Raw genomic sequence first — 23245 nt, 5'->3', positions numbered from 1 at the left:
GAAAGCCCCCTGATGACCTCCTCCCAGACCAAAATCGTCGCCCATGACCGCTTCTTCGAGGCGTCGCTGGCGGAGACCGACCCCGAGCTGAAGGCCGCGCTCGACCAGGAGCTGCATCGCCAGCAGAGCCAGATCGAGCTGATCGCTTCGGAAAATATCGTGTCCCGCGCGGTGCTCGAAGCGCAGGGCTCGGTGCTGACCAACAAGTACGCCGAGGGTTATCCGGGCAAGCGCTATTACGGCGGCTGCGAGTTCGTCGATGTGGCCGAGACGCTGGCCATCGAGCGGGCGAAGAAGCTGTTCAACTGCGCCTTCGCCAACGTGCAGCCGCATTCCGGCGCGCAGGCCAATCAGGCGGTGATGCTGGCCCTGGTGCAGCCGGGCGACACGGTGATGGGCCTGTCGCTCGCCGCTGGCGGCCACCTGACCCATGGCGCCGCCCCCAACCTGTCGGGCAAGTGGTTCAACGCCGTGCAATATGGCGTGCGTCAGCAGGATGGCTTGATCGATTATGACGTCGTCGAGGAGATGGCGCAGGAGCATAAGCCGAAGCTGCTCATCACCGGCGGGTCGGCCTATCCGCGCACCATCGATTTCGCGCGCTTCCGCAAGATCGCCGATTCGGTCGGCGCGATCTTCTGGGTCGACATGGCGCATTTCGCCGGGCTGGTGGCTGGCGGGGCCTATGCCGATCCGCTGCCGCACGCCCATGTGGTGACCACCACCACGCACAAGACGCTGCGCGGCCCGCGCGGCGGTATGATCCTGTCGAACGACCTGGAACTGGGCAAGAAGATCAATTCCGCCGTGTTCCCCGGCCTGCAGGGCGGCCCGCTGATGCATGTGATCGCCGGCAAGGCGGTGGCGTTCGGCGAGGCGCTGAAGCCGGAGTTCAAGCATTACGCCGGCATGGTGGTCGAGAACGCCAAGGTGCTGGCCGGCACGCTGATGGAGCGTGGGCTGGACATCGTCTCCGGCGGCACCGACAGCCATGTGGTACTGGTCGATCTCAGGCCGAAGAAGCTGACCGGCAACATCGCCGAGAAGTCGCTGGAGCGCGCCGGCATCACCTGCAACAAGAACGGCGTCCCGTTCGACCCGGAAAAGCCGATGGTGACGTCCGGCGTGCGCCTGGGCTCGCCCGCGGCCACCACGCGCGGCTTCGGCCCGGCGGAGTTCCGCCAGGTCGGCGAGTTGATCGGCGATGTGCTGGACGGTCTTGCGGCCAATCGCGAAGATAATTCAGCGACGGAGAATGCGGTGCGCGAGCGCGTCAAGACGCTGTGCGACCGGTTCCCGATCTATCCGGATCTCGGCTGAGCATCGTTTGCGTAACGCGGCCGGTGTGACGCGCCGGCCGCCAGTGAGGGGGAGTAGGGGGAGATGCGCTGTCCGTTCTGCGGGAATGACGACACGCAAGTGAAGGATTCGCGGCCGACCGAGGACAATTCGGCGATCCGCCGCCGTCGCTTCTGTCCGGAGTGTGGATCGCGCTTCACTACCTTCGAGCGGGTGCAGCTGCGCGACCTGATCGTGGTCAAGCGCAGCGGCAAGCGCACGCCCTTCGACCGCGACAAACTTGCCCGATCGCTGCAGATCGCCTTGCGCAAGCGGCCGGTGGAGATCGAGCGGCTGGAGCGGGTGGTGAACTCCATCGTGCGCCGGCTGGAAAGCTCAGGCGAGACCGAAATTCCTGCCTCGCAGATCGGCATGATGGTCATGGAGGCGCTGCGCACGCTCGACCCCGTGGCCTATGTGCGCTATGCCTCGGTCTATAAAAACTTCCGCGAAGCCAAGGACTTCGAGGAGTTTGTTGGCCAGCTGGATCAGGATGGGGAGCCGGTCAAGATTTGACCGATCTGGCCTATATGCGCATCGCCCTGGGCCTCGCCGAACGCGGGCTCGGGCAGGTGGCGCCCAATCCGGCGGTCGGCTGCGTCCTCGTCTCCCCTGAAGGACATATCGTCGGGCGGGGCTGGACCCAGCCCGGCGGCCGGCCACACGCCGAGACCGAGGCGCTTTCGCGCGCCGGCGACCGCGCCCGGGGGGCGACCGCCTATGTCACGCTGGAGCCTTGCGCCCATCACGGGAAGACCCCGCCCTGCGCCGATGCGCTGATCGAAGCCGGCATCGCCCGTGTGGTCGCGGCGCTGGAAGATCCCGATCCGCGCGTCTCCGGCGGCGGCCTGGAGAAGCTCCGGGCGGCTGGAATCGTGACCGAGATCGGCCTGTGCGCGGCGGAGGCGGCGTTCGTGAATGCCGGCTTCCTGACTCGCATCCGCGACGGCCGGCCGCTGGTCACCCTGAAGGCCGCGACCACGCTGGACGGCCGAATCGCCACCCATGGCGGCGACAGCAAATGGATCACCGGGGTGGAGGCACGCCGACGTTCGCATCTGCTGCGCGCCCAGTCCGACGCCATCCTGGTCGGCAGCAACACGGTGCTGGCCGACGACCCGGAACTGACCTGCCGCCTGCCGGGACTGGAGGGCCGCTCGCCGGTCCGCATCGTGGCCGATGGCCGGCTGCGCCTGCCGCTGACCAGCCGGCTGGTGATGACCGCGAAGGACGTGCCGACCTGGGTGTTCACCCGCGAGGGCACCGACCCTTACCGGCTGGAGGCGTTCCGCGATCTCGGCGTCGAGGTGATCGAACTGCCGGCAATCGAGGATATGCTGCTGGATGTCGAGGCCATGCTGGCCGAACTGGGCAGGCGCGGCTTGACCCGCCTGCTGGTCGAGGGCGGGGGGCAGATCTCCGCCGCCCTGCTGGCGCGCGACCTGGTCGACCGGCTGGTCTGGTTCCATGCCCCCAGCATCGTCGGTGGCGATGGCCTCCCCGCCATCGCCGGCCTCGGCCTGGACCGCATCGCCGATGCCCGCCGCTTCGTGCGTCATCACCTCATCCCCGTCGGCGAGGATGTCATGGAAAGCTATGTCCGCCCTGGCGTGATCGCTTAGGTCGCCGCGCCCGGTGGAGGCCGGTATTCCGTGAAAGCTATTGCTGGCCTCGCCGTCAGGGCCTATATCACCGGCAGACGTTCTCGGGGCGGGGCGAAAATCCCCACCGGCGGTAAGCAGGGAGAGCCTGTAAAGCCCGCGAGCGCCCGGCAAGCCCTCGCCGGGGTCAGCAGATTCGGTGAGATGCCGAAGCCGACGGTCATAGTCCGGATGAAAGAGAACGGGACGGTTTGATCGGTTGTCCCACTAAGGGTTGCCGATGCTCTCCCGTGCGCCCCGATTCTGGATTATTGCTTAGGAAAGCAGCCATGAATCGGTGCTCCCAGTTTTTCTCCTCCATACCGGCGACGGGTAGGTGAGCCTTATGTTCACCGGCATCGTCACGGATATCGGCCGCGTCGCGGAAATCATTCCCGGCGGCGATACCGACTATATCATCCAAACCGCCTACGATCCCGCCAGCGTCGCGCTGGGCGCGTCCATCGCTTGTTCCGGCGCCTGCCTCACCGTGACCGAAAAAGGCGCGGGGGAGCAGGGCAACTGGTTCCGCGTCAGCGTTTCGGCCGAGACGCTGGCCAAGACCACCATCGGCGCCTGGCGTGTCGGCACGCGGGTCAATCTGGAACGCTCCCTGAAGCTGGGCGACGAGCTGGGCGGCCATCTGGTGCTGGGCCATGTCGATGGCATCGCCCGCCTGGTCTCGGTCGAGCCGGAGGGCGACAGTCACCGGCTGGTGCTGGAGGCGCCGTTCGAGCTGGCCGGCTTCGTGGCGCCGAAAGGCTCGGTCTGCCTGGACGGGGTGTCGCTCACCGTGAACGCAGTCGAGGACCGGGCGAACGGGGCGGCGCAGTTCGGCATCAATATCGTCCCGCATACCTGGCGGAACACCACGCTGGCAGACCGCGCGCCGGGCGACGGCATCAACATGGAAATCGACGTGCTGGCGCGTTATGTCGCGCGGCTGCAGGCAAGAAAGTAATCTCGATGAGCACTCCCACCGACACGACCGAGCTGCGCAAGGCGACCTATCACGAAGCGCTCTCCTCCATCGAGGAGATCATCGAGGATGCGCGCAACGGCAGGATGTTCATCCTGATCGACGACGAGGATCGCGAGAATGAGGGCGATCTCGTTATCCCGGCGCAGATGGCCACGCCCGATGCGATCAACTTCATGGCCAAGTTCGGCCGAGGCCTGATCTGCCTGGCGATGACCAAGGAGCGGATCGACGAGCTGGGCCTGCCGCTGATGCCGCGCAAGCATACCTCCCGGCACGAGACCGCCTTCACCGTCTCCATCGAGGCGAAGGAGGGGGTGACGACCGGCATCTCCGCCGCCGACCGGGCATTGACCGTGGCCGTCGCCATCGACCCCTCCAAGGGCCGCGACGAGATTGTCACGCCGGGTCATGTCTTCCCGCTGGTGGCGCGCGACGGCGGCGTGCTGGTGCGCGCCGGCCATACCGAGGCGGCGGTCGACCTGGCCCGCATGGCGGGGCTGCTGCCCGCCGGCGTGATCTGCGAGATCATGAATGATGACGGCACCATGGCCCGCCTGCCGGATCTGGTGCAGTTCGCGCAGTATCACGGGCTGAAGGTCGGCACCATCGCCGACCTGATCGCCTATCGCCGCCGCACCGAGAGCATCGTGCGCCGGGCGCTGGAAAGCCAGATCGACACCATCCATGGCGGTCCGTTCCGCATGGTGATCTTCGTGAACAAGGCCACCTATGCCGAGCATATCGCGCTGGTGAAGGGCGACATCTCCACCTCGGAACCGGTGCTGGTGCGCATGCATGCGATGAACGTGCTGGACGATGTGCTGGGCGACAAGGCCAGCGGCAAGGGCGGCCAGTTGCAGCAGGCGCTCGGCATGATCGCCGAGGAGGGGCGGGGCGTTGTGGTGCTGATCCGCGAGCCGACCGCCACCGCCTTGTCGGACACGGTGCGCGCCCGGCTGGAGAATGAGCGCGCGGGCGGCGAGCTGCGGGATTATGGTGTCGGCGCGCAAATCCTGCTCGATCTGGGCCTGCGCGACCTTATTTTGCTGTCCAACAGCCAGAAAACCATCGTCGGGCTGGACGGTTACGGCCTGAATATCGTAGAGCGTCGGTCGATCCGCCGCGAAAGCTGAAAGAAATTCATCGATGACCAATGTTCTAATCGTCGAAGCCCGGTTCTATGAGGACCTGGCCGATGAGCTGGTGAAGGGGGCCGCCGCCGCGCTGGAGGCCGCTGGCGTGGGCTATGATCGCGTCGCCGTGCCGGGCGCGTTCGAAATTCCCGCCGCCATCGCCTTCGCCGCGCGCAGCGACCGCTATGCCGGCTATATCGCGCTGGGCTGCGTCATCCGGGGCGAGACCACGCATTACGATTATGTCTGCGGTGAAAGCGCTCGGGGCCTGCAGGATCTGGCCCTGCAGCGCAACCTGGCCATCGGCTACGGCATCCTGACCTGCGAGACGGGCGAGCAGGCCTGGGCGCGCGCCAGCGTCGCCAAGAAGAACAAGGGCAAGGCCGCGGCCGAGGCCTGCCTGGCGATGATCGCCCTGAAGCAGCGTTTCGGCGTGGCCTGAGCGATGACCGCCAGCCCCAGCAAGCCGACCGGCCCGCGCCAGCCTTCCGCGAATGCCCGCAAGCGCTCCGTCGCGCGCCTCCAGGCGGTGCAGATTCTCTACCGCATGGAAATGACCGACGAGCCGCCCGAGGTGGTGCTGCCGGACTTCCTGGCCAGCGCGTCGGCCGGCGAGGTGGATGGCGTGGCGCTCAGCCAGGCCGACATCGCGCTGTTGAAGGATATCGTCCATGGCGTGTTCCACCGCGACCAGAAGGATATCGATCCGATGCTGGTCGCCGTGCTGCCCGCCGACTGGCCGCTGGACCGGCTGGAGAGCGTGATGCGCGCCATCCTGCGCGCCGGCGGCTTCGAGATGCTGGCCAAGGCCGATGTGCCGGCCCGCGTCGTCATCAACGAATATGTCGATCTCGCCCATGCCTTCTACGAGGGCAAGGAGCCGGGCTTCGTGAACGGCGTTCTCGACAAGCTCGCGCGTACCCTGCGTCCCGAGGAGTTCAGCGAGGGCGGCGGGCGCGACGCTCCGTGAGCGAGGGGTTGAACGAGTTCGGCCGGATCGCCCGGTTCTTCGCGCCGCTGGCGGAGCGGGAGGCGGGTGCGCTGGGTCTTACCGACGACGCCGCGCTGATCGAGTGCGAGGCCGGCCGGCAGATCGTCGTCACCACGGATGCGCTGGTCGCCGGCGGCCATTTCCTGCCCGACGACCCGCCCGATATGGTGGCCCGCAAGGCGCTGCGGGTGAATATCTCCGACCTGGCGGCGATGGGCGCCGTGCCGTTCGGTTACACGCTGGTCACGGCGCTGCCGCGCGATCTGCGCGGGGAGCCGGGCGACGCCTGGCTGGAACGCTTCGCCGCCGGCCTTAAGCTGGATCAGGAAGAATTTGGTCTAAGCCTTTTAGGTGGCGATACAATCTCCACTCCGGGGCCGTTGCTCATCTCGGTCACGGCCTTCGGTAAGGTGCCGACCGGCAAGGCGGTGACGCGCGCCGGCGCGCGGCCGGGCGACCTGGTGTTCCTGTCCGGCAGCCTGGGCGATGGGGCGCTGGGGCTGCGCGTCCTGCAAGGCACGCTGAAGGGGCTGTCGCGCCCGCACGCCGAGGCGCTGGCCGACCGCTACCGCCTGCCGCGCCCGCGCGTCACGCTGGGCCCGAAGCTGATCGGCCTGGCCAGCGCGATGATGGACGTGTCCGACGGGCTGGTGGGCGATTTGGCGCATATTGCCGAGGTATCCGGCGTCGGGGCGGAAATCCGGGTGCAGAATTTGCCGCTCTCGCCGGCAGTGTTCGCCGCCATCGAGCATGACAAGCGCATCGTCGAATCGGTGCTGACCGGCGGTGACGATTACGAACTGCTGTTCACCGCCCCCTCGGCGCGGCGCGGCGCGGTGCTGGCCCTGGCCGAGACGGCCGGCGTGCCAGTCACGGAGATCGGCCGCATCCATGCGCGCGGCGGCGTGCAGGTGCTGGATCTGGCGGGCGAGCCGATGACGCTGGGCGCCGCCGGCTACCTGCATTTTTGACGGTGTGATTTTGTCCGCCCGCAAGCGATGATGCCGCCATGAAGATCGTCATCATCCTGGTGGTCCTGTTGGCACTGATCGGCGGCGGCGGTTTCGCCGCCTGGACCTTTATGCCGGAAATCGTGCGCCCGCTGCTTGGCATGGATGTGCCGGCGGGCATGGAAAAGCCGAAACCGCCGCCGCCGACCTCCGTCATCGATCTGGAGCCGATGGTGATGCCGTTGTTCGAGAACGGCACGGTGCGGCGATTCTTCGTCATGGAAATGTCGGTCGAGGTCTATCAGCCGGACGGGCCGGTGCAGTTGCAACGCCAATTGCCGCGCTTGCAGGACGCCTATCTGGTCTATCTGTTGTCGCTGCAATCTAAGGGCATGGGGCCGGGGCAGGTCGATCTGGCATTTCTGAAGGAACGCCTCCTGAAGGTAACCCGCGACGTGCTGGGCCCGAACGTGGTGCACGACCTGCTGTTCAAGAACGTCTTCGAGCGTCCCGTTTCCTGATGGTCTGATCGGGCGTACTGGCATGGCTGCCCAATTGTTGGGCATGCTATCTCGTGCCGATGAGTAGCGCCGATACGGTCCGGTCCCGGCCCGATCCCACCCGCAAGAACGTCATCCTACTGGCTTGCTGCCAGGCGTTGTCGATGACGGGCAATTCGCTGACCATGACGGTCTCCGCCATCGTCGGCACCATGATCGCGCACGATAAGAGCCTGGCGACGCTGCCGCTGGCCTTGCAATTGACCGCGACGATGCTGACCACGCTGCCGGCCTCGATGCTGATGAAGCGGCTGGGCCGACGACCGGGATTCATGCTGGGGGTGGTGGTCGGCATCATCGGCGCACTGACCGCGTCATACGCCATTTTCCACGCTAATTTTCCGTTGTTCTGCGCCGGTGCGATGCTGATGGGCGTCAATCAGGGCTTTGCCTTGTTCTATCGCTTTGCCGCCGCCGATACCGCCAGCGAGGCATTCAAGAGCAAGGCGATCTCGCTGGTGATGGCCGGCGGCGTGTTTTCCGCCGTGGCCGGGCCGAACCTGGCGAAATGGTCGCGTGATCTGTTCGAGCCGATCCTGTTCGCCGGCAGCTACCTCACCATCGCCATCGTCTGGTTGCTGCCGCTGGTGCTGCTGCTGTTCATCGAGATACCGCGCCCGACCCTGGCGCAGCGCGCCGACAAGGGCCGGCCGATCCGCGAGATCGCGCGCCAGCCGGTGTTCCTTGTGGCGGTGATCGGCGCGGTGATCGGCTACACCATGATGAACATGGTGATGACCGCCACGCCGCTCGCCATGCTGGCCTGCGGGCTGGAATTTACCGACGCCGCCTTCGTTATCCAGTGGCATGCGCTGGGCATGTTCGCGCCGGCCTTCTTCACCGGCAGCCTGATCACCCGGTTCGGCGTGCTGAACGTGATGCTGACCGGGGCGGCGCTGATGATCGGCTGCGTCGCCATCAATCTGTCGGGACAGGATATCCAGCGCTTCTGGTTCGCGCTGGTGCTGCTGGGGGTGGGATGGAACTTCCTGTTCGTCGGCGGCAGCAGCCTGCTGACCAAGGCCTACCTGCCGGCCGAGAAGGAGAAGGTGCAGGCGCTGAACGATTTCCTGGTGTTCGGCTCGGTCTCGATCGGTTCCTTCTCCTCGGGGCTGTTGCAGAATGTGTTCGGCTGGTCTGTCGTCAATCTGACCATTCTGCCCTTCGTCTGCATCGCGATTCTGATGGTTCTATGGCTGCGGATCAGCCGCGGCACGGCCAGCCCGACATCTTAGTTTTTGCTTCTTAATCTTTTGCTTTATTTGAGCTTCCTGTTACGCTTGCCCTCGTAACAAGGGAGGGACAGGCGCGTCGGCGCCCGGCCCGGGGATAACAAAAACGGCCCTGCCGATTCCGACCGGGCCATCAACAAGGGGCTCTCATTAATGGTAGGTCTATACCTATTGGTCATCGCCTGCGGCGCGATAGCGCTTCTCTATGGGCTCTACGCCTCGCGCAGCGTGCTGGCGGCCAGCGCCGGCAATGCCCGTATGCAGGAGATCGCGGGGGCGATCCAGGAAGGCGCGCAGGCATATCTCAACCGCCAATACCGCACCATCGGCATCGTCGGCGTCATCGTCGCGGTGATCCTGGTGGCGACACTGGGCGTTCTGACGGCGGTTGGTTTCGTGATTGGCGCGGTATTGTCGGGCATTGCCGGCTATGTCGGCATGAACGTGTCGGTGCGCGCCAATGTGCGCACCGCCGAGGCCGCGCGCCAGGGGATGGAGCCGGCGCTCGACATCGCCTTCAAGTCGGGGGCCATCACCGGCATGCTGGTGGTCGGCCTGGGCCTGCTGGGCGTATCGCTCTACTACCTGGCGCTGCTGCAGATGGGCACGCCCCTGCGCGGCATTCTGGAAGCGCTGGTGGCGCTGAGCTTCGGCGCGTCGCTGATTTCGATCTTCGCCCGCCTGGGCGGCGGTATCTTCACCAAGGGCGCCGATGTCGGCGCGGACCTGGTCGGCAAGATCGAGGCCGGCATCCCGGAGGACGATCCCCGCAACCCGGCGGTGATCGCCGATAATGTGGGCGACAATGTTGGCGATTGCGCCGGCATGGCCGCCGACCTGTTCGAGACTTATGCCGTCACCGTCGTCGCGACCATGCTGCTGGCGGCGATCTTCTTCGTACCGGCGCTGCAATCGACGCTGATGCTCTACCCGCTGGTCATCGGCGCGGTCTGCATTCTGGGGTCGGTCGCGGGCACCTTCTTCGTGAAGCTGGGGGGCAGCCGCAAGATCATGGCGGCGCTCTATAAGGGGTTGATCGTCACCGGCCTGATCTCGGGCGTGCTGATTGTCATCGCCACCGCCATGATGCTGGGCTTCTCCACGCCGCTGGAGATGACCGAGGGCCGCAGCGTGACCGGCGGCGGGCTGCTGATCTGCGCCTTTGTCGGCCTGGCGGTGACCGGTCTGCTGGTCTGGATCACCGAATATTACACCGGCACCGATTTCCGGCCGGTGCGCAGCATCGCCAAGGCGTCGGAGACCGGGCACGGCACCAACATCATCCAGGGCCTCGCCATGTCGATGGAGGCCTGCGCCTTGCCGGTGATCGTCATCTGCGCCGGCATCCTGATCGCCTACATCGCCGCCGGCCTGTTCGGCATCGCCATCGCCGCGACCACGATGCTGGCGCTGGCCGGCATGGTGGTGGCGCTGGATGCCTACGGCCCGGTCACCGACAATGCCGGCGGCATCGCCGAGATGGCCGATCTGCCGCCCGAGGTGCGCGAGGTGACGGACGCGCTGGATGCCGTGGGCAACACCACCAAGGCGGTCACCAAGGGCTATGCCATCGGCTCCGCCGCGCTGGCGGCGCTGGTGCTGTTCGCCGCCTATACCGAGGATCTGCGGCATTATTTCCCGGATCTGGACGTGCAGTTCCGCCTGCAGGACCCCTATGTGGTGGTGGGGCTGTTCTTCGGCGGGTTGCTGCCTTACCTGTTCGGCGCCATGGGCATGACCGCCGTGGGCCGCGCCGCCGGCGCCGTGGTGGTTGAGGTGCGCCGTCAGTTCCGGGAAATCCCGGGCATCATGGAGCACAAGGCCAAGCCGGAATACGGCAATGCCGTGGATATGCTGACCAAGGCGGCGATCAAGGAGATGATCGTGCCCTCCTTGCTGCCGGTGCTGGCGCCGGTGGTGCTGTATGTCGCCATCGCCATCGTCGGCGGCCAGACGGCGGCCTTCACCGCGGTCGGCGCGATGCTGCTGGGCACCATCGTCACCGGCCTGTTCGTCGCCATCTCAATGACCTCGGGCGGCGGCGCCTGGGACAATGCCAAGAAGTACATCGAGGACGGCAATCACGGCGGCAAGGGGTCCGAGGCCCACAAGGCCGCGGTGACCGGCGATACGGTCGGCGATCCTTACAAGGATACGGCCGGCCCGGCGGTGAATCCGATGATCAAGATCATCAACATCGTCGCCATCCTGCTGCTGGCCGCGCTGGCGCAGTAAACGCCGGCAGCCAAAACGTGAAACGCCCCGGTGCAGACCGGGGCGTTTTTCTTTCTGGCGGCGATTTTAACGGCCGGGGGCGGAGATAACCGGCCCGCGATTCTGCGTCGGCGCGTTGAAGCGGCCCAGATTGCCGAAGAGCTGCTGCAGCAGCCCCAGCTTGCGGCCGGCAGTCGGTGTCTCCCGATCGACAACCTGTATCTTCTGAGCATCGTCTTCGGTGAGCTTTTTCACTTCATCGACCGTGCCGTTAGGGTCGAAATGCACGACGACGATGCGTTGCTCCACTGTTTCCGGATCGAAGAAGGCGACCGTCTCGGTGCGCTTGCCGATATAGTACCAGCTCTCCCGGTCGAAGGTGGATGTGGCCGAGGGCGAGCCCAGCGCCTGCTGCACCTCGGCGCGCGAGGATTGGCCGGGCTTGATCTGCGCCAATATGTCGGGATCGACCATATTGCCGCGCGTATCGACGGTGGTCGTGCAGCCCGCGGCCAGCAAGGCAAGGCAGGCAACGCCAAGCAGGGCCGGGATGCGGGACGGTTTGAAGGGTCGCTGTTTCACGGAGCGCGTGGTCCTGTCCGTCTGACGAAATCCGATTATCCGGCGCTATCGCTTGACCTGATGCCAGCGGCGCGCGATTTATGCGGGAAGGTCGCACCGCGCCGCTGCCCTGTCAATGTCGAGGGACAGGCTCCGCACAGGCGGGCGATAATCGTTTCAGGTGCAAGGAATGCTCGAACGCTTGTTTGGCCGCCGCCCGGCGGCCCCCGATCCGGTTTACAGCCTCTATGGCGAACTGGTCGATCTGGCGCGCCAGCCGGAGCCCTATCTGGCGCTCGGCGTGCCGGATACGCTGGATGGCCGCTTCGAGATGGTGTCGCTCTATGTCTATCTCACCTTGCGCCGGCTGCGAAGCGAGGGAAAATCCGCCGCCCCCTTTTCCCAGGGACTGTTCGACGCCATGTTCGCGGATATGGATCAGAGCTTGCGGGAGCTGGGCGCCGGCGATCTGGGCGTCGGCCCGCGGGTGAAGAAGATGGCGGAAGCCTTTTTCGGCCGGGTATCGGCTTATGATCGCGGGCTTGCCGCCGACGATGCGGCCCTCTCCGAGGCGCTGCGGCGCAATCTCTACGGCACCGTGGAGCCGACCGACGGGCAGCTTGCCGCCATGGTCGCGAAAATGCGCGCCCTTGAGACCGCCTTCGCGGCCGAGCCGACCGAAGGCTTGCTGGCGGGGCATCTGTCGCCGGCCCTTGCGGCACGAAAGGAGCCATCATGACGAAGAGCGAAATCGTGACGCCGGAATTCTCGCATTCCATCGCCGTGGCCAACATTGGGCCACGGGGCCTGACAGTGAAAATCGAGGCCAATGAGTCAGAGCGTCAGGCGCTGGCCCGGCGGTTCGATCTGCTGGCGCTCGACCGTCTGTCGGCCAGCCTGCGCGTGACGCTGACCCCCGCCGGCGTGACGGTGGAGGGGGATATGGTGGCCGATGCGGTGCAGCGCTGCGTGGTCACGCTGGGCCCGGTGCCGGAGCATATCGACGAGCATTTCGTGCAGCGTTTCTCCGAGGATGCGCCCTCGGACGAAGAATTATTCGCCCGGATCGAGGAGCAGGGACTGGATTTCCTGCTCGATGAGGACGAGCCACCCGAGCCGATCGAGAACGGCCGGATCGACCTTGGCGAGGCGGTGGTGCAGCAATTCGCCGTGCTGCTTGACCCGTATCCGCGCGCGCCGGATGCGGCGTTGCAGTTGAAACGCCCGGGCATTACCCTCAACGACGAAACGCCGCTCGATGAGGAGAACCCGTTCGCGAAGCTCGCCACGCTGCGGGAAAAATCGTGACATGTGCGGGAACGGCTTGCTGACTGAGCGGTTTTTGGCTAAACAAGCGCGCTCCGCCGGGTCGCAAGCGATTGCGAGCCCGCGATCTCTGTATAGACCTGTAGAAAGTCGGACCAATGGCTGTCCCCAAGAAGAAAAAGTCCAGCTCGCGCCGCGACATGCGTCGTTCGCACGATGCCATCAGCGCGACCAACAGCAATGAATGTCCCAATTGCGGCGAGCCCAAGCTGCCGCATCATGTGTGCGGCTCCTGCGGGTACTATAAGGGCCGTGAGGTTGCCGAGGCCGCCGCGTAAGGTCTTTCCGGCGCAGGGAGCCGACACTTGACCGCACGTCTGACGCTGTCCCTGGATGCAATGGGGGGCGACAACGCGCCTGAAATGGTCATCCGGGGCGCGGAACTCGCGCTTGAGCGGTTCCCTGACCTGCACTTCCTTATTTTTGGCCGCGAAGAGCAGATCGCGCCGTTGATCGTGCCTGGCAGCATCCTCGCCAAGGCGTCGGAAATTCGCAACGCGCCCGATGTTGTCGGCAGCGACGCGAAGCCGTCCGTCGCCCTGCGCGGCGGGCGTAGCTCCAGCATGCGCCTGGCGATTGACGCGGTGCGCTCCGGCGATGCCTCAGGCGTCGTCTCCGCCGGCAATACCGGCGCGCTGATGGCGATGGCGAAGTTCGTGCTGCACACCGTGCCCGGCATCGACCGCCCGGCCATCGCCTCCTTCTTCCCGACGCAGCGCGGCGAAAGCGTGATGCTGGACCTTGGCGCTAACCTCGAATGCGACGAGGAGAATTTGGTGCAGTTCGCCATCATGGGCGACGTATTCGCGCGCGCCGTGCTTGGCCTGCAACGCCCGTCCATCGGCCTGCTGAATGTCGGCGTCGAAGGGCAGAAGGGGCATGAGCATATCCGCCGCGCCGCCACCCTGCTGCGCGAGAGCGGCATGCCGCTGGATTTCCGCGGCTTCGTGGAAGGCGACGATATCGGCGCCGGCACCGTGGATGTCATCGTCACCGACGGTTTCACCGGCAATGTCGCGCTGAAGACGGCGGAGGGCACGGCCAAGCTGATCGGCCTGTTCCTGCGCGAATCCTTTAAATCCTCGCTGCTGTCCCGTATTGGCTATCTGTTGAGCCAGCCGGCGATCAAGCGGCTGAGAAGCCGGGTCGATCCGCGCCGCTATAATGGCGCGATGTTCCTGGGCCTGAACGGCATCGTCATCAAGAGCCATGGCGGCACCGATGCCTTCGGCTTCGCCAACGCCATTGGTGTCGCGGCCGATTTGTGCATGCAGGGCTTCATCGACCGCATCAAGGACGAAATCCAGAATCTCACCCTCGAAGCAAGCAATCAGAAAGCGGCGGCTCTGTAATGGTATATCGGTCTCGGCTGACCGGCTGGGGAGCGTATCTCCCGGCGCGTATCGTCACCAATGACGAGTTGGCGAAGCGGATCGATACGACGGACGAATGGATCGTCCAGCGCACCGGAATCCGCCAGCGCCATATCGCCGCCGAGGGCGAGTTCACCTCCGACCTGGCGCTGCATGCCGCCGCCGACGCTCTGGCCAAGGCCGGCAAAGCCGCGGACGAGGTCGACCTGCTGATCGTCGCCACCACCACGCCGGACGAGACCTTCCCATCCACCGCCACCAAGGTGCAGGCCCGCCTGGGGATGACGCGCGGGGCGGCCTTCGACGTGCAGGCCGTGTGCGCCGGATTCATCTATGCGCTGGCGGTGGCGGATAATTTCATCCGCGCCGGGCAGGCGAAGAACGCACTGGTGATCGGCGCGGAGACCTTTACCCGCATCCTGGATTGGGAGGATCGCGCCACCTGCGTGCTGTTCGGCGACGGCGCCGGCGCGGTGCTACTGACGGCGGAGCAGGGGACGGGGGCCAATACCGACCGGGGCATCCTCTCCACCCACCTGCATTCCGACGGGCGCGAGCACGACGCGCTTTATGTCGATGGCGGGCCATCCATGACCGGCACGGTGGGCCAGGTCCGCATGGTCGGGCGCGAGGTCTACAAGCATGCCGTGGTGAAGCTGGGCACCGTGATCGAGGAGGCACTGGCCGCCAACAACCTCACGGCCGCCGATATCGACTGGCTGGTGCCGCACCAGGCCAACCGCCGCATCATCGACGGTATGCGCCAGCGCTTCGGCCTGCCGGAGGAGAAGGTGGTGCTGTGTATCGACCGGCATGCCAACACTTCCGCCGCCTCGGTGCCCCTGGCGCTGGCCGAGGCGATGAATGACGGGCGAATCCAGCAAGGCGATCTGGTGCTGCTGGAGGCCATCGGCGGCGGCCTGGCCTGGGGGGCGGGGCTGCTGCGCGTCTGACTCCTCAGTTTCCAGACTTAAAGTCAATCGTCACTTAAACGATCAGCGCCATCCCTTTGTAATTGACGGTTTTATCTCGCCGCGTTACCGTGAATCTCCTTTCAGGAGACATGGCATGACTGAAAAGACCGTTACCCGGGCGCAGCTGAGTGAAGCGGTATATCAGGAAGTTGGCCTGTCGCGGAACGAATCGGCCGACCTCGTTGAGACCGTTCTGAACGAAGTCGCCGACGCGTTGGAGCGCGGCGAGATGGTGAAGATTTCCTCCTTTGGCAGCTTTTCGGTCCGCCAGAAGGGCCGTCGCATCGGGCGCAACCCCAAGACCGGCGAGGAGGTGCCCATTCTGCCCCGCCGCGTGCTGGTGTTCCGGCCCTCGCATGTGTTGAAAGGCCGGATCAACGAGGATCTGACCGGCAATTGACCGGCTCATGGGGCCGTCGCAATAGAAGTTTGCGGAATGTGATGTGGCAGTAATGCACATCGGAGCGAGGCGGAGTGGATAGCACAAGCGAACAGGGCGCGCGCCGTCGCGGCACGGGCAAGTCAGCGGCCGCGTTCCGCACCATTAGCGAGGTCGCGACCGACCTTGACGTGCCCCCGCATGTGCTGCGCTTCTGGGAAACCAAATTCACTCAGATCAAGCCGATGAAACGCGGTGGCGGCCGGCGCTATTACCGGCCGGAGGATGTGGATCTGCTGCGCCGCATCCGCGAGCTGCTGTACAAGGACGGCTATACCATCAAGGGCGTGCAGCGCCTGCTGCGCGACGGCATCGCCAAGGGCGAGCATGACGAGGATGACGACTTCCTCGACGATGACGACGACGAAATGGATGTGCCGGGGGAGGATGACAAGCCGGACCTGTTCAGCGAGGCCGAGCCGGCCGACGAGTTGCCGCGTAACCTGCGCGGGACCATCGAATCCACCATTCGCGAGTTGCTGGAGTTGCGGGAAATCTTGCGCAAGGCGGCGACGCGGAACTGAGGCTCGGGCGGCGAAAATAGTCGTCGAAAGCAGGGCTTAACCGCCGCTTCGCCGTTGCGTCTTGGACGCTTGGCTTGTATGGTCCGCCTCCTCGGTCGGAGCGTAGCGCAGCCTGGTAGCGCACTTGTCTGGGGGACAAGGGGTCGTGGGTTCGAATCCCGCCGCTCCGACCAACTGCCTCCCCCAAATCGCTGGTTATTGCAGTCGTCCATAGGATGGGCCGGCGCCGATCTGGCGGGTCATCTGCTCGAACACACGTTCGATATTGTCGTTCATCTCGCTCATATAAGCGGCCATGCCCGGCTCAATGCCGCGCAGCAGCCGCATGGTGCCGTCATCCAGCCGGGGATGCAGCGTCGCATAGGCGACCGAGACGCCGCTGCGCCGGTCGATCTCGTGCAGGGCGACATCGAAGCTCAACCCGTCGCGCACCAATTCGGCCAGGATCAGAACGAATTGCTGGCGGCTGCAGAAGAAGCTGGGGCAATCGAGCCGGGCGCTGACCATATCGGCCTGCAAGGCCGGCGCGCCGCTATCCAGCACCAGTGCATTCGGGTCCAGGGCCACCATCCGGGCGGCGGTCGCCAGATGGCGGTAGCTGGCGCTAAGCCGCCAGACCGTCAGCCGGTCGCTGTTCATCTCATCGCCCATCGATTGCCCTTATCGCCTCAACGCCGCTAGACTGTTGCCGTGCCAGCGATATCGCAACCGCCAACAGCCGCCAAGGTTTCTTTCATGCCCTTTATCGACGAAAAGCAGCAGGCCCGCATTGACCTCGCCGCCGCCTTCCGCTGGGCGGAGCGGCTGAGCTTTCATGAAGGGGTTTGCAATCATTTCAGCTTGCAGATTCCGGGGGAGGCGGATCGCTTCCTGATCAATCCGCACGGCGCGCATTTCTCAGAAATCAGCGCCAGCATGCTGTGCACGCTGGATGCCGAGGGCAATGCGCAGGGCGGCAGCAATCCGCCGGAGCCGACGGCCTTCTATATCCACTCGGCCATTCACCGCGCCAATCCGAACGCCGCCTGCGTGCTGCACACCCATATGCCCTACGCCACGGCGTTGTGCCTGGTCGAGGGCGGGCGGCTGGAGATGGCGAGCCAGAACGCCCTGCGCTATCTCGACCAGATCGCCTATGACGAGCGCTATAACGGGTTGGTCCTGGATTGGGAGGAGGGCGACCGCATCGCCCGCGTGCTGGCGGACAAGCGGGTGCTGTTCCTGGCCAACCACGGTGTCATCGTCGTCGGCCCCACCGTCGCCGATGCATTCGACGATCTCTACTATCTGGAGCGCGCCTGCCAGCATCAGGTGCTCGCCATGTCGACCGGGCGGCCGCTGAAGCCCATCGATCCCCAGGTTGCCGCGATGACCTACGAGCAGATCGAAGGCGAGCGGATCAACGCCCAGTACCATTTCCAGGCCCTGAAACGCATCCTGGACAAGCAGGAACCGGACTACGCGTATTGAGGGGGAGGGGGCACGCCCCGCTTAGAGGGTCGGCGGTTCTTACCCGCCCTTGTACTTCTTCACCGCCAAATTGAGCATGCGGACCAGCTCCTTGCCGATGGCGCCGCCGTCGCCCTTGACCTTTTCGGCCATGACGGCGCGGATGCCGTCGATATGGGCCTTGATCAGCTCCAGCAGTTCCGGCGAGACGTCGGTGACATCGCGCTCCAGCGTGGTGTATTCGTGCAGGGAGCGGCCGAAAGTGGTGATCAACGGGTAGCCGAAGGTCGCCCCCTGGCCGCGCAGCTCGTGGGCGACCTGGTTCATCTCGCCAAGCTGCAGGAAGGCCTTGGGCGGGTCCTCCACCGCCTGCTTGTGGCTGGCCTGCAACTGCGTGACATAGCTGCGCACCCAGTCGGCGTAATCGTCGGCCATCTGCTTTACTTGCATTTCAGCCGCCTTCAGCAGTTCCGGATCGATGCCGCCGGCGGTGCTGCCGCCAAAGGCCAGCACCTTGTCCTTCAACCGGTTCGGCAGGCGGAACATCCAGGCCCGCGCATCGGCCGGGGCGCTGCGCAGCGAGCGCGCGGTGTAGACCACGGCGATCTTCGACTTGTCCGGGCTGCGCTGGTCCTCGCCGCTGATCGGCTGGTCGGTGCGCCGCCGGTCGGGGCCGAAATAATCCTGGGTGTAGATGAAGGGGCGGGGATTTTCGATCGCCGCCTGCAAATGCGTGGCGATGGCCCGCACGGTGAAGGGCTTGGCCAGGAACTCGCTGACGCCCAGATCGCGGATCGCCGCCACCCGGTCGCGGTCGACCGCGCCGCTGATCATGATGAAGGGCATGAAACGATCCGGCGATTCCTCGTGCCGACGCACCCAGCGCAGCAGCATGGCCCCATCCATGTTCGGCATGATCAGATCGCTGATGATCAGGTCGACCGGCCCCTGGCCCGGCATGCCGAGGCGGGCGCGCGACTTCAGGAACTCAATGGCCTCGGCCCCGTCCCGCGCGGTATGGATATGGCCGACCTCCATGGAGCGAAGAACGCTGAACAGCAGGTTGCGGATAAACTCGCTATCCTCCACCAGGAGGATCGAGAGACGGTCCAGACGATAGCCGGCCATGTGCTGGCGGCCGTCCTCAACCCGGCCAGGGCATTTTCGTCGCCCGCATGCCGGCGCGCTGGAAATAGGCCTCGAAATTAGTGTTCGGGCCGGCCAGCATATGCACCAGCTTGGCGATCAGATATTGCCGCTCGGGTATCGGGAAGGGAGCTTCCAGCAATTCGGGGGCCGGGGTCGGCAGCAGGCACTTCCAGCCATCCACCGCCACCAGCGTGTCGCGGAACACCAGCGCGCCGGCGAACATGAAGTCCAGGATCGCCGTCTGCGCCCGCCGGTTCGGAAAATTGGTCGCCCAGTCATCGTTGAAATTAGGGTTCTGCACCAGGCCGAAGGCCATGGAGAAGCGGATGTCGCGCTTGAAGGTCATCAGCGCGTTATGTTCCTGCAACTCAAAATCCAGCGTCCTGTTGTCGGCGCCGCGGATCGGCACCAGCCGGAACATGAAAGTCGGCACCTTGCTGACGCTCCAATCCTTGGGCGCGCTTTGGGCGATAACGGCAAGATAATCGTCGAGTTTCATGAAATCGCTCGGCTATTGATTCTTGTTGTTCTTGTCGGTCAGCAGGGCGCGGCCGGCATCGGTTAGCTTGCAGACCAGCCAGTCCGGCTTGGTCGGGTTGGTGAACCAAGGCTCGGCCCAGCCGCGCTGCAGGCAGGCGCGGATGGTCTGCGGGTTGATGCGCTGGCCATCCATATCGAACAGGGGCAGCTTGCCGCCCGGCTGCGCCAGCCCGCGCGCCAGCCAGGCGCGCTGGTGGGGCGTCGGGGCGGCCTTCGGCATGGACGAGGTTGTCCTGCCGTCGCTTTCCGGTGTGCTGAATGGCTCCGCCGCCATCATGCGCTGCCCCCACACTTGCACGAAGTGGGGCTATCCTACGGAAGTTGCAGCGGCGCGCCAAGCGGTGCTTGGCGCTGACAAGTCTCAGCCCCGACCGGCGGCGAAGCGCACCGCTTCCTGGGCGGCGCGGATCAGCGCGCGCGACTTGTTGATGGTTTCCTGATACTCGGATTCGGGATCGCTGTCGGCCACCACGCCGCCGCCGGCCTGGACATACATCACGCCGTCCTTCACCAGCGCTGTGCGCAGCGCGATGCAGGTGTCCATCGTGCCGTTGGCGGCGAAATAGCCGACGGCGCCGGCATAGATGCCGCGTCGCGACTTCTCCAGCTCGTCGATGATCTCCATCGCCCGCACTTTCGGCGCGCCGGACACGGTGCCGGCCGGGAAACCGGCGCACAGCGCGTCCACCGCGTCCAGCTCCGGCCGGATCTTGCCGTCGACATGGCTGGCGATGTGCATGACGTGGGAATAGCGCTCGATGACGAACTGCTCCTTCACCTTCACCGTGCCGATGCGCGCCACGCGGCCGACATCGTTGCGGCCCAGGTCCAGCAGCATCAGATGCTCGGCCCGTTCCTTCGGGTCGGCCAGCAGATCCTCGGCCAGGGCGACATCCTCTTCCGGCGTTGCCCCGCGCTTGCGGGTGCCGGCAACCGGGCGGATTGTCACCGTGTCATCGCGCAGCCGGACCAGGATTTCCGGGCTGGAGCCGACGATGGAGAAGGTGCCGAAATCCAGCAGGAACAGGAAGGGCGAAGGATTCAGCCGGCGCAGCGAGCGATAGAGAGCGATCGGCGGCAGCCTGAACGGCACCTCGAAACGCTGAGAGGGCACCACCTGGAAGGCGTCGCCGGCGCGGATATACTCCTTCGCCTTCTCCACCATCGCGTGATATTCGGCCTGCGTGGTGTTCGAGGTCGGCTCCGGCGGGGTATCGACCGAGCCGCTGGATTCCCGGCGGAAGGGCAGGGAGCGGCCAAAATCCTCCATCACGTCGGACAGCCGCTCGCGCGCCTGGTCGTAGGCCGCCTCGGCGCTGAGGCCCGGCTGTGCGCGCACCGGGGTGATCAGCTTCACCGTATCTTCGATATTGTCGAAAACGGCGACGATGGTCGGGCGCAGGAACATGCCTTCGGGCACGCCCTCATAGGGCTTGGGGTTCGCGTCGGGCAGCTTTTCCATCTGCCGCACCGTGTCGTAGCCCATATAGCCGAACAGCCCGCCGGCCATCGGCGGCAGGGCGGCGGGAATGTCGATGCGGCATTCCTCGATCAGGTCGCGCAGGCTCTCCAGCGTCGGCTTGGCTTCCCGCACGAAGGCGTCCGGCTCGAAGCGGGCATTGCGGTTGATCTCGGCCACCGCCCCATTGGCGCGCCAGATCAGATCCGGCTTCAGCCCGATGATCGAATAGCGGCCGCGAAACGCGCCGCCTTCCACTGATTCCAGCAAAAAGCTGTTCGGCCGGCCATCGGCCAGCTTCATCATCGCCGAAACCGGGGTTTCCAGATCGGCGACCAGGGTTGTCCAGACCAGCTGCGGCTTTCCCGTCGCATAGGTGGCGATGAAGGCGTCGCGATCGGGGAAGGTGGTCATGGCACGCTGCGCTGTTTCAAGGGATCAAAAGGGGATCAGAGGGCAGGATTCAGCCGGTCGCGATTCACCTCGACCGGATAGGTCTGGCGCAGGGCCTGACTGAAGCTATTCAGGATATCGCCTGCGATGCCTTGCTGCACCGCGCCACGTACGGCGTCCAGCTCCTTCGCATTGGCCTCGGCGGCGGGATCGGCGGCGCGAATTTCCGTCACCACCACGACATAATGCCCGTCGCGGCTGTTCACCACCTGCGGCGTGCCCTGCGACCCGCGGAAGCCGGCGCTGGCAATGCTGCGCGGCAGGTTCTGCAGGCCCTGGCCGTCGCGGGTGAAGGGGGCGGAAGTCGCCGGTGCGTTTACACCGGCCTCGCTGGCGGCCTCGGCCAGGCTCTTGCCGTCGCTCACGGCCTTGGCGATAGCCTCCGCCTTGGCCTTGGCGGCCTCGTCGCGGCGGCGTGCCAGAATATCGTCGCGCACCTGATCGCGCACGCTCTCCAGCGGTTTCGGCGCCGGTGGGATGACAGTATCGACCCGCAGCAGGAAATAGCCGTCGCCGCCGGCCTCGACCAGTTGGCTCTGTTCGCCCTGCGGGGTGGCGAAGGCGGTTTCCAGGAACCGGTCGCGCGCGGGCAGGGCTTCGACCGGCGCGCCGTCCGGCGTCCGGCCTTCACGGCTGACCGCCTCGATCGTGACGGCGGGCAGTCCCAGGCGCTGGGCGGCGTCCTCCACCGAGGCCCCGCCGGCCAGCGCGTCCTCGACCTGGTTGGCCTGCTCGAACAGCTGGTTCAGCGCGCGCTGCGTCGCCAGCTCGCGGTTCAACTCCTCGCGGACATCCTCAAAGCTGCGGGCGCTGGCGGCATTGATCTCGTTAACGCGGAAGATGTGCCAGCCGAACGGGCTTTGCAGCGGCTGGCTGACAGCGCCTTTGTCCAGCGCGAAGACGGCCTCGCCCATATCGCCGATAAGTTCGGTCTTGGCGGTGTTGCCCAGCTTGATCGCCTCGGCATCCTGACCGCCGATCTCCTGCGCCACCTGCTCGAAGCTCTGGCCGGCGGACAGGGCCTCGGCCGCCTTGCGGGCGGTCGCCTCGTCGCTGAACAATATCTGCGACAGATCGCGGGTTTCCGGCGTGGCATAGCTGTCGCGCCGGGCCTCGTATTCCTGGCGCAGCTCTTCCTCGGGAATTAATATTTCCTTGGCCAGGGTCTCGGCATTCAGCGCGACATAGGTGATGCCGCGATATTCCGGGGTCATATAGCGCCGCTCGTTTTCCTTGTAGAAAGCGGCAATGTCTTCCTCGTTCGGCTGGGCGACATCCTGGATCGACTGGTTCGCGATGAACACCAGATTGGCGACCCGGCGCTCGCCGCGATAGCGGTACAGCCGATCGACCATCAACTCCGGCCGGGGCGCCCCGGCGATGACCGCCTCGACAACGTTGCGGCGCGCCAGCTCGCGGCGCAGCAGATCGACATAGCCTTCCTCGGTCATGCCGATGGAGCGCAGCGCGGCGGTGAACTGGTTACGATCGAACTGGCCGGCGGCGTTGCGGAAGGCCGGCTCGGCGGCAATCGCGTCGCGTACCATCGTCTCCGTCACCACCAGGCCGGTGTCGCGCGCCAGCGAGCCGTACAGCGCGTCGTTCACCATGCGCTCGATCACCCGGTCCATGACGCCGAACTGGGCGGCCTGCTCGGGTGTGATCATCTGGCCGAGCTGCTGGCGCAGATTGCTCAGCTCGCGCTGGAACTCCTGGTTCACCTGCTGAGTTTGCATCTTGACCTCGCCGACGCGAATCGCCGTGTCCTCCCGGCCGCCGCTGCGGAAGATATCCTCGATGCCCCAGACGGCGAAACTCGCCACCAGCAGGACGAAAAGGAGTTTCACAACCCAGGACGCGGTCCTGTTTCGGATCAATTGCAGCATGGGGCGCGGGGCCTTCCAGGGTAGCGTTCGAGTGCGCGAAATCGTCCCGCCGGCAACGGCCGAAGGGGCGCG

At 65.5% G+C, this 23245-nt stretch carries 26 protein-coding genes, 1 tRNA gene and 1 riboswitch; of the genes, 20 read left to right on the top strand and 7 right to left on the bottom strand.

Translation table 11 applies throughout. The features are described from left to right. Window positions 1-12 precede the first annotated feature (12 nt). From glyA to AUP43_RS06970, 11 genes are all read left to right on the top strand, one after another. Window positions 13-1320: a serine hydroxymethyltransferase gene (gene glyA / locus AUP43_RS07020; RefSeq protein WP_067554302.1), complete on the top strand. Its 1308-nt coding sequence runs from the start codon at window positions 13-15 to the stop codon at window positions 1318-1320. Between the two features lie 63 nt (window positions 1321-1383). Continuing rightward, window positions 1384-1854: a transcriptional regulator NrdR gene (gene nrdR / locus AUP43_RS07015; RefSeq protein WP_067554300.1), complete on the top strand. Its 471-nt coding sequence runs from the start codon at window positions 1384-1386 to the stop codon at window positions 1852-1854. Window positions 1855-1868: 14 nt separating this feature from the next. Beyond that, complete coding sequence (gene ribD, locus AUP43_RS07010) at window positions 1869-2960, top strand: bifunctional diaminohydroxyphosphoribosylaminopyrimidine deaminase/5-amino-6-(5-phosphoribosylamino)uracil reductase RibD (RefSeq protein ID WP_067554423.1); 1092 nt, start codon at window positions 1869-1871, stop codon at window positions 2958-2960. A gap of 75 nt (window positions 2961-3035) precedes the next feature. Next, a riboswitch (FMN riboswitch) is annotated at window positions 3036-3186 on the top strand. 138 nt (window positions 3187-3324) lie between these two features. Continuing rightward, complete coding sequence (locus AUP43_RS07005; protein WP_067554297.1) at window positions 3325-3939, top strand: riboflavin synthase; 615 nt, start codon at window positions 3325-3327, stop codon at window positions 3937-3939. 5 nt (window positions 3940-3944) lie between these two features. Further along, window positions 3945-5093 (top strand): 3,4-dihydroxy-2-butanone-4-phosphate synthase, encoded by a 1149-nt coding sequence (gene ribB / locus AUP43_RS07000; protein ID WP_067554295.1) that lies wholly within the window; start codon window positions 3945-3947, stop codon window positions 5091-5093. Between the two features lie 13 nt (window positions 5094-5106). Further along, window positions 5107-5535 carry a 6,7-dimethyl-8-ribityllumazine synthase gene (locus AUP43_RS06995; RefSeq protein WP_067554292.1) on the top strand — a complete coding sequence of 143 codons (429 nt, stop codon included), beginning with the start codon at window positions 5107-5109 and terminating at the stop codon, window positions 5533-5535. 3 nt (window positions 5536-5538) lie between these two features. Continuing rightward, window positions 5539-6063 (top strand): transcription antitermination factor NusB, encoded by a 525-nt coding sequence (nusB, locus tag AUP43_RS06990; protein ID WP_067554290.1) that lies wholly within the window; start codon window positions 5539-5541, stop codon window positions 6061-6063. Then, window positions 6060-7055, top strand: a complete 996-nt coding sequence (thiL, locus tag AUP43_RS06985; protein ID WP_067554287.1) for a thiamine-phosphate kinase — start codon at window positions 6060-6062, stop codon at window positions 7053-7055. The genes nusB and thiL overlap by 4 nt, the downstream gene beginning before the upstream one ends. Before the next feature lie 38 nt (window positions 7056-7093). Continuing rightward, window positions 7094-7555 (top strand): flagellar basal body-associated FliL family protein, encoded by a 462-nt coding sequence (locus AUP43_RS06980; protein WP_067554284.1) that lies wholly within the window; start codon window positions 7094-7096, stop codon window positions 7553-7555. A gap of 59 nt (window positions 7556-7614) precedes the next feature. Next, window positions 7615-8829 (top strand): MFS transporter, encoded by a 1215-nt coding sequence (locus AUP43_RS06975; RefSeq protein WP_067554281.1) that lies wholly within the window; start codon window positions 7615-7617, stop codon window positions 8827-8829. Window positions 8830-8979: 150 nt separating this feature from the next. Continuing rightward, window positions 8980-11061, top strand: a complete 2082-nt coding sequence (locus AUP43_RS06970) for a sodium-translocating pyrophosphatase (RefSeq protein WP_067554278.1) — start codon at window positions 8980-8982, stop codon at window positions 11059-11061. Between the two features lie 66 nt (window positions 11062-11127). Here AUP43_RS06970 and AUP43_RS06965 read toward each other — a convergent pair whose 3' ends face one another. Next, on the bottom strand, window positions 11128-11622 hold the full coding sequence (locus AUP43_RS06965; RefSeq protein ID WP_232314905.1) for an outer membrane protein assembly factor BamE: 495 nt from the start codon (window positions 11620-11622) through the stop codon (window positions 11128-11130). Between the two features lie 169 nt (window positions 11623-11791). Between AUP43_RS06965 and AUP43_RS06960 the strand changes: the two genes are divergently transcribed. From AUP43_RS06960 to AUP43_RS06925, 8 genes are all read left to right on the top strand, one after another. Further along, complete coding sequence (locus tag AUP43_RS06960) at window positions 11792-12340, top strand: ubiquinol-cytochrome C chaperone family protein (RefSeq protein ID WP_067554272.1); 549 nt, start codon at window positions 11792-11794, stop codon at window positions 12338-12340. Beyond that, a complete protein-coding gene (locus AUP43_RS06955) occupies window positions 12337-12909 on the top strand; it encodes a YceD family protein (protein WP_067554269.1) in 573 nt (190 codons plus the stop codon). The genes AUP43_RS06960 and AUP43_RS06955 overlap by 4 nt, the downstream gene beginning before the upstream one ends. 116 nt (window positions 12910-13025) lie before the next feature. Next, window positions 13026-13205 carry a 50S ribosomal protein L32 gene (rpmF, locus tag AUP43_RS06950; protein WP_067554266.1) on the top strand — a complete coding sequence of 60 codons (180 nt, stop codon included), beginning with the start codon at window positions 13026-13028 and terminating at the stop codon, window positions 13203-13205. Between the two features lie 27 nt (window positions 13206-13232). Beyond that, window positions 13233-14279: a phosphate acyltransferase PlsX gene (gene plsX, locus AUP43_RS06945; RefSeq protein ID WP_067554263.1), complete on the top strand. Its 1047-nt coding sequence runs from the start codon at window positions 13233-13235 to the stop codon at window positions 14277-14279. After that, the gene (locus AUP43_RS06940) at window positions 14279-15253 is read left to right on the top strand and encodes a beta-ketoacyl-ACP synthase III (RefSeq protein WP_067554260.1); all 975 of its coding nucleotides are present in this window, start codon (window positions 14279-14281) and stop codon (window positions 15251-15253) included. The genes plsX and AUP43_RS06940 overlap by 1 nt, the downstream gene beginning before the upstream one ends. A 115-nt stretch (window positions 15254-15368) precedes the next feature. Next, window positions 15369-15674, top strand: a complete 306-nt coding sequence (locus tag AUP43_RS06935) for an integration host factor subunit alpha (RefSeq protein ID WP_067554257.1) — start codon at window positions 15369-15371, stop codon at window positions 15672-15674. A gap of 74 nt (window positions 15675-15748) precedes the next feature. Then, window positions 15749-16237: a MerR family transcriptional regulator gene (locus tag AUP43_RS06930; RefSeq protein ID WP_067554254.1), complete on the top strand. Its 489-nt coding sequence runs from the start codon at window positions 15749-15751 to the stop codon at window positions 16235-16237. Between the two features lie 96 nt (window positions 16238-16333). Beyond that, window positions 16334-16410 (top strand) — tRNA-Pro (locus AUP43_RS06925). A 22-nt stretch (window positions 16411-16432) separates the two neighbouring features. Here AUP43_RS06925 and AUP43_RS06920 read toward each other — a convergent pair. Then, window positions 16433-16888 (bottom strand): hypothetical protein, encoded by a 456-nt coding sequence (locus AUP43_RS06920; RefSeq protein WP_067554249.1) that lies wholly within the window; start codon window positions 16886-16888, stop codon window positions 16433-16435. Between the two features lie 84 nt (window positions 16889-16972). On the opposite strand from AUP43_RS06920, the gene AUP43_RS06915 reads away from it, so the two are divergent. Next, window positions 16973-17707 carry an aldolase gene (locus tag AUP43_RS06915; protein ID WP_067554247.1) on the top strand — a complete coding sequence of 245 codons (735 nt, stop codon included), beginning with the start codon at window positions 16973-16975 and terminating at the stop codon, window positions 17705-17707. Between the two features lie 39 nt (window positions 17708-17746). On the opposite strand, the gene AUP43_RS06910 is transcribed toward AUP43_RS06915, so the two are convergent. The 5 genes from AUP43_RS06910 to AUP43_RS06890 all read right to left on the bottom strand — a co-directional run bounded on the left by AUP43_RS06910 (window position 17747) and on the right by AUP43_RS06890 (window position 23173). After that, complete coding sequence (locus AUP43_RS06910; protein ID WP_067554244.1) at window positions 17747-18814, bottom strand: response regulator; 1068 nt, start codon at window positions 18812-18814, stop codon at window positions 17747-17749. A gap of 16 nt (window positions 18815-18830) precedes the next feature. Further along, complete coding sequence (locus AUP43_RS06905) at window positions 18831-19334, bottom strand: hypothetical protein (RefSeq protein ID WP_067554242.1); 504 nt, start codon at window positions 19332-19334, stop codon at window positions 18831-18833. Between the two features lie 12 nt (window positions 19335-19346). Beyond that, complete coding sequence (locus tag AUP43_RS06900; RefSeq protein WP_067554239.1) at window positions 19347-19595, bottom strand: hypothetical protein; 249 nt, start codon at window positions 19593-19595, stop codon at window positions 19347-19349. A gap of 141 nt (window positions 19596-19736) precedes the next feature. Continuing rightward, complete coding sequence (gene trpE, locus AUP43_RS06895) at window positions 19737-21248, bottom strand: anthranilate synthase component I (RefSeq protein WP_067554236.1); 1512 nt, start codon at window positions 21246-21248, stop codon at window positions 19737-19739. Window positions 21249-21283: 35 nt separating this feature from the next. After that, a complete protein-coding gene (locus tag AUP43_RS06890; protein ID WP_067554233.1) occupies window positions 21284-23173 on the bottom strand; it encodes a peptidyl-prolyl cis-trans isomerase in 1890 nt (629 codons plus the stop codon). Between the last annotated feature and the right edge of the window lie 72 nt (window positions 23174-23245).

The sequence above is a fragment of the Oceanibaculum pacificum genome (assembly GCF_001618175.1).
In the GTDB taxonomy this organism is placed as follows: Bacteria; Pseudomonadota; Alphaproteobacteria; order Oceanibaculales; family Oceanibaculaceae; genus Oceanibaculum; species Oceanibaculum pacificum.
The sequence above is the reverse complement of the archived record's forward strand: the minus strand, read 5'-3'. Positions and strand labels throughout refer to the sequence as shown.

Coding starts and splice junctions, on each gene's coding strand:
- glyA (WP_067554302.1), top strand. CDS start 13: ATGACCTCCTCCCAGACCAAAATCGTCGCCCATGACCGCTTCTTCGAG.
- nrdR (WP_067554300.1), top strand. CDS start 1,384: ATGCGCTGTCCGTTCTGCGGGAATGACGACACGCAAGTGAAGGATTCG.
- ribD (WP_067554423.1), top strand. CDS start 1,869: ATGCGCATCGCCCTGGGCCTCGCCGAACGCGGGCTCGGGCAGGTGGCG.
- AUP43_RS07005 (WP_067554297.1), top strand. CDS start 3,325: ATGTTCACCGGCATCGTCACGGATATCGGCCGCGTCGCGGAAATCATT.
- ribB (WP_067554295.1), top strand. CDS start 3,945: ATGAGCACTCCCACCGACACGACCGAGCTGCGCAAGGCGACCTATCAC.
- AUP43_RS06995 (WP_067554292.1), top strand. CDS start 5,107: ATGACCAATGTTCTAATCGTCGAAGCCCGGTTCTATGAGGACCTGGCC.
- nusB (WP_067554290.1), top strand. CDS start 5,539: ATGACCGCCAGCCCCAGCAAGCCGACCGGCCCGCGCCAGCCTTCCGCG.
- AUP43_RS06980 (WP_067554284.1), top strand. CDS start 7,094: ATGAAGATCGTCATCATCCTGGTGGTCCTGTTGGCACTGATCGGCGGC.
- AUP43_RS06975 (WP_067554281.1), top strand. CDS start 7,615: ATGAGTAGCGCCGATACGGTCCGGTCCCGGCCCGATCCCACCCGCAAG.
- AUP43_RS06970 (WP_067554278.1), top strand. CDS start 8,980: ATGGTAGGTCTATACCTATTGGTCATCGCCTGCGGCGCGATAGCGCTT.
- AUP43_RS06960 (WP_067554272.1), top strand. CDS start 11,792: ATGCTCGAACGCTTGTTTGGCCGCCGCCCGGCGGCCCCCGATCCGGTT.
- AUP43_RS06955 (WP_067554269.1), top strand. CDS start 12,337: ATGACGAAGAGCGAAATCGTGACGCCGGAATTCTCGCATTCCATCGCC.
- rpmF (WP_067554266.1), top strand. CDS start 13,026: ATGGCTGTCCCCAAGAAGAAAAAGTCCAGCTCGCGCCGCGACATGCGT.
- AUP43_RS06940 (WP_067554260.1), top strand. CDS start 14,279: ATGGTATATCGGTCTCGGCTGACCGGCTGGGGAGCGTATCTCCCGGCG.
- AUP43_RS06935 (WP_067554257.1), top strand. CDS start 15,369: ATGACTGAAAAGACCGTTACCCGGGCGCAGCTGAGTGAAGCGGTATAT.
- AUP43_RS06920 (WP_067554249.1), bottom strand. CDS start 16,888: ATGGGCGATGAGATGAACAGCGACCGGCTGACGGTCTGGCGGCTTAGC.
- AUP43_RS06915 (WP_067554247.1), top strand. CDS start 16,973: ATGCCCTTTATCGACGAAAAGCAGCAGGCCCGCATTGACCTCGCCGCC.
- AUP43_RS06910 (WP_067554244.1), bottom strand. CDS start 18,814: ATGGCCGGCTATCGTCTGGACCGTCTCTCGATCCTCCTGGTGGAGGAT.
- AUP43_RS06905 (WP_067554242.1), bottom strand. CDS start 19,334: ATGAAACTCGACGATTATCTTGCCGTTATCGCCCAAAGCGCGCCCAAG.
- AUP43_RS06900 (WP_067554239.1), bottom strand. CDS start 19,595: ATGCCGAAGGCCGCCCCGACGCCCCACCAGCGCGCCTGGCTGGCGCGC.
- trpE (WP_067554236.1), bottom strand. CDS start 21,248: ATGACCACCTTCCCCGATCGCGACGCCTTCATCGCCACCTATGCGACG.
- AUP43_RS06890 (WP_067554233.1), bottom strand. CDS start 23,173: ATGCTGCAATTGATCCGAAACAGGACCGCGTCCTGGGTTGTGAAACTC.